Origin of the sequence: uncultured Empedobacter sp. (assembly GCF_937930195.1) — a bacterium.
GTDB classification, from domain to species: Bacteria; Bacteroidota; Bacteroidia; order Flavobacteriales; family Weeksellaceae; genus Empedobacter; species Empedobacter stercoris.
On the sequence record NZ_CALGVK010000026.1, the window covers coordinates 1 to 4,660 of the forward strand.

Here is a 4,660-nt window from a genome sequence, read left to right on the forward strand (position 1 = left end):
CGACCACCGAGATCTACACTCTTTCCCTACACGACGCTCTTCCGATCTAAATAATAGCAGGAGGCGCTTCATTTGCACCTAAACGATGATCATTAGAAGCTGATGCAATAGACGCACGTAATAATTCTTCATAAATAGAAACCGCTTTTATTGTATTAATAAAAAATGTCAAGAACTGTAAATTACTATTTGGCGTTTTGCCTGGCGCTAATAAATTCACTCCTGTATCAGTTGCCAACGACCAGTTATTGTGTTTTCCAGATCCATTAACACCTTTGAAAGGTTTTTCGTGAAATAACACTTTAAAATGATGACGCTCTGCTACTTTTTGCATGACATCCATTAATAATGAATTGTGGTCAACCGCTAAATTTGTTTCTTCAAAAATTGGCGCTAATTCAAATTGATTTGGAGCAACTTCATTATGACGTGTTTTGACAGGAATTCCTAACAACATACATTCGTTCTCTAAATCGCGCATATAATTCAACACGCGAGTAGGAATCGATCCGAAGTAATGATCCTCTAATTGCTGTCCTTTTGCCGAAACATGACCTAACAATGTTCTACCAGTTTGTAAAATATCAGGACGAGAAGCTGCTAAAGCATCGTCAATTAAGAAATATTCTTGTTCCCAACCCAAAGTTGGTGTAACTTTCTTTACATTTTTATCAAAAAATTTCGCCACCTCTGTAGCCGCTTCATCTATAGACAAAAGTGCTCTTAACAATGGGGCTTTATTATCTAAAGCTTCACCTGTATACGAAACAAAAACGGTAGGAATACACAATGTTGTTCCAAAAATAAATGCAGGAGAAGTAGGATCCCAAGCTGTATACCCGCGTGCTTCGAAGGTATTTCTGATTCCTCCATTCGGAAAAGAAGATGCGTCTGGCTCTTGTTGAACCAATAATGATCCACTAAATTTTTCTACTGGATCTGCTCCATCAAATGAGGTTTCAAAAAACGCATCATGTTTTTCTGCTGTAGTTCCTGTCAGAGGCTGAAACCAATGTGTATAATGCGTAACTCCTTTACTCATCGCCCATTCTTTCATACCTAAAGCTACAAAGTCTGCCATTTTACGGTCAATTTTAGTACCATAATCCATTGCAGAACGTACTGCTTTGTATGCTTCCGAAGTTAAATGCTGACGCATTACTTTGTCATTAAATACATTACTTGCAAAAATATCTGATTTTTTACCTAAATCAGGAACGCTAACCGGCTTACGATTACTTGCGGCTTTTAAAGCTTCAAAACGAAATGATGTCATAAAGAAATAATTTATGTTGTTTTATGGTACAAAAATAAATAAAAAATAAACACAAAATAAAACTACCCCCTATTTTTTAGGGGTTAATTGAAAATTAATATAATATAACACTTCGACACCCCTGTTTTAAACAGTCAATAAAATAAAAAAGTAAAATTCTTCTTTATTTTATATTAAAATGTAATTAATAGAAACGAAAAAAGCAGTTTCAACACGTTGAAACTGCTTTTAGACACTCATAATATAAAAAGTTTTTGGTCTATCTGAATCTATCTACTGATTTTACAAGATCATCATCCTTCTTAATCAAACGATTGGCAATTGACAGAAGCACAATCGAAGCTAAAGGAACTAATGCCCAAATACCTTTCTCAGAATTTCCTTCTCCAGGTAATGTTAATAGACAGTAAACAAAAGAACCAATTAATAAAACATTCAAAATAATATTTAACCATCCCAAGCTAATCTGTAAGCTTCGTTTTTTAAAAAACATAATGGTTAAAAACGAAATTAAAGCTGATGAGAAAAAGGCTAATGAAAAAATGTAATCTCCTTTCTCTGGATTTTGCAACCATTGTAATGGAATATCAAATAGTTTATCAAAATTCATGGCGAATATACTCGAAATTATTCCACTTAAGAATAAATATATACTTTGCTTTCTTTGAATCATTTCTTAAATTTCGAATACAAATGTAAAAAAACTTTTTGAGTTTTTATAATTATTCGTACTATTGCATTAATAAATCTCAAATTTATTCGCTTTGTAACAATTCTATTGTTATGATTCCCAATTACTTTATTGAATAAAAAAAAATATAAACACATTAATACCTTCATTATAGGATTATGTTTGATATCGAAAAATTAAAATCATTCAAATTACCAGATTTACAACAAGTTGCAGAGCAATTAAAAATCGATGGGTATAAAAAATTAAAAAAAGGCGAGCTGTTAGATACTGTCTTAGCTTTTATTAATACTCAACCAAAAGTTGAGGAAAGTGTTAAAACAAAAGCAGAAACGAAACCTGCTGTAAAAGAAAAAGCACAAGAGAAAACCGAAAATCTTCTTGTTGAAGAGAAGAAACCGAAACGTAAAAGAGTTCAAAATCCAGAAGTAGAAACTCATCAAAAAGAGACTATTCAAGAAGAAGTCAAAATCGAAAAGATGGATAATACTTCAGAAGAAATAGACAAAAATGAGGAGAAAAATCCTCGTGTTAATAAATTTCAGGAACGAGCGAACAAAAGCCAAGACCTGAAAAAAAATAACAATCAGAAGAGAAACAATCCATCTGATCAACGTAATCAAAACGAACCATCTCAACAAAACAATCACCCCAACCAACAAAATCAAAAAAATAAATACCGCGCTGCGAATTATGAATTTGATGGAATTATCCAAACAGAAGGTGTTTTAGAGATTTTACCAGATAACAATTACGGTTTTTTACGTTCGTCAGATTTCAATTATTTATCATCTCCTGATGATGTTTATGTTTCTCAATCTCAAATTAGATTATTTGGATTAAAAACGGGAGATACAATTACAGGAGAAGTTCGCCCTCCAAAGGAAGGTGAAAAATATTTTCCTTTAATTAAAATCAAAGAAATTAACGGACGAACACCAGATTATGTACGAGATCGTATCGCTTTTGAGCATTTAACTCCACTTTTCCCTAACGAGAAATTCAATCTTAGTAATTCAAAATCTTTATCAAATCGCGTAATTGATTTATTTACACCAATTGGTAAAGGTCAACGTGGGATGATTGTGGCACCACCAAAAACGGGTAAAACAACCTTATTGAAAGATATTGCGAACGGAATTGCTCAAAATCATCCAGAGGTATATTTGATTGTTTTATTAATCGATGAACGTCCAGAAGAGGTAACGGATATGAAACGTTCTGTAAACGGAGAGGTTATTGCGTCTACGTTTGATGAAGAAGCAAATCGTCATGTAAAAGTTGCGAACATTGTTTTAGAAAAAGCAAAACGTATGGTAGAATGTGGACATGATGTCGTAATACTTTTAGATTCTATTACGCGTCTTGCTCGTGCTTACAACACGGTTTCTCCTGCATCTGGTAAAGTTTTATCGGGTGGTGTTGATGCCAATGCATTACACAAACCAAAACGTTTCTTTGGAGCTGCTCGTAACATCGAGAATGGAGGTTCTCTTACAATTATTGCAACTGCATTGATTGATACAGGTTCTAAAATGGATGAAGTTATTTTCGAAGAATTTAAAGGAACTGGTAACATGGAATTACAATTGGATCGTAAGATTTCGAACAAACGTATTTTCCCTGCGATTGATTTAGTAAGTTCTTCTACGCGTAAAGATGATTTATTATTAGACGATAAAACTCAACAACGCATGTGGGTATTAAGAAATATGTTGGCGGATATGAATCCTGTTGAAGCGATGGATTTCTTGCATCAACGTATTAAAACAACTCGTAGCAACGAAGAATTTTTAATTTCGATGAACGGATAAAATTGTTCTTAACATAAATTCAAAAACCATCTAAAGTTATTTAGGTGGTTTTTTTGTTTTAAAAAGTAATATATTCATAAAGTCAACATTAAGATACTTTTATTATGTATAAATATTTTATCATTATTATTTATCTTATAATTTCATCTTGCGCTGTAAATCATCAAGAAGAATTATTAAAAAAGAGATATATAAATAAAAAGGTAGTATTAAACAAAATAAACTATAATGAAAAATCGCTTTATTTTTTACCTATTCGACATATCGGAACTAAAGTTTATTATCAACAAGTAACAACTAAAATTGACAGTTTACAATCTTTAGGATATCATTTTCTTTTTGAAGGAAATTCTCTTCATAAATCCGATAAAATAGTTTCAGATGAAAACGTAGAAAGTTACCTAAAATTCAGAAAAATAACTGGTATTGACATCCTATTACCCTATTCTAAAATCCCTCCTTATTCAGATTATTGCATCAAATATAATCTTATAGACCAACCTAGTTATGCTGAATTTGGAATGAATGAAAATGATTCAAAAAGCGCTGATTTATCCATTAAACAATTAGTCGACTCATATGAAAAATCTTACCCGAAAATCACATTAGATTCTTGTGATTACAATACTAATTTAAACGAAACGTATTCATGTACCAAAGTAGATGAAACTTCAAGAAAAATTTTTATGAAAGACTTTATTTTAAAAAAACGAAATGAACACTTAGTAAGTCAAATAAAAAATAACAAGAATAAGCAGCTTATTATTATTTATGGAGAAAATCATTTTGATGAAGTTAAAGATATACTTGAAAAAAATTAGCACAAAAAAAGCCCAAGAAAATAAATTCTTGAGCTTTGTTGTACCTCAGGCGGGACTT

At 31.7% G+C, this 4,660-nt stretch carries 3 protein-coding genes and 1 pseudogene; 2 read left to right on the forward strand and 2 right to left on the reverse strand.

Translation table 11 applies throughout. The features are described 5' to 3' along the window. Positions 1 to 49 precede the first annotated feature (49 nt). Both Q0616_RS01520 and Q0616_RS01525 read right to left on the reverse strand, forming a co-directional pair. Positions 50 to 1,276, reverse strand: a pseudogene (locus tag Q0616_RS01520) (glutamine synthetase III); the annotation flags it as partial. A gap of 259 nt (positions 1,277 to 1,535) precedes the next feature. After that, positions 1,536 to 1,949, reverse strand: coding sequence for a DUF4293 domain-containing protein (locus Q0616_RS01525; RefSeq protein WP_171623190.1), 414 nt, complete (start codon positions 1,947 to 1,949; stop codon positions 1,536 to 1,538). Positions 1,950 to 2,125: 176 nt separating this feature from the next. Between Q0616_RS01525 and rho the strand changes: the two genes are divergently transcribed. Then, on the forward strand, positions 2,126 to 3,781 hold the full coding sequence (rho, locus tag Q0616_RS01530) for a transcription termination factor Rho (RefSeq protein WP_260544344.1): 1,656 nt from the start codon (positions 2,126 to 2,128) through the stop codon (positions 3,779 to 3,781). 104 nt (positions 3,782 to 3,885) lie between these two features. Next, positions 3,886 to 4,602 carry a hypothetical protein gene (locus Q0616_RS01535; RefSeq protein WP_298774456.1) on the forward strand — a complete coding sequence of 239 codons (717 nt, stop codon included), beginning with the start codon at positions 3,886 to 3,888 and terminating at the stop codon, positions 4,600 to 4,602. Positions 4,603 to 4,660: the final 58 nt, after the last annotated feature.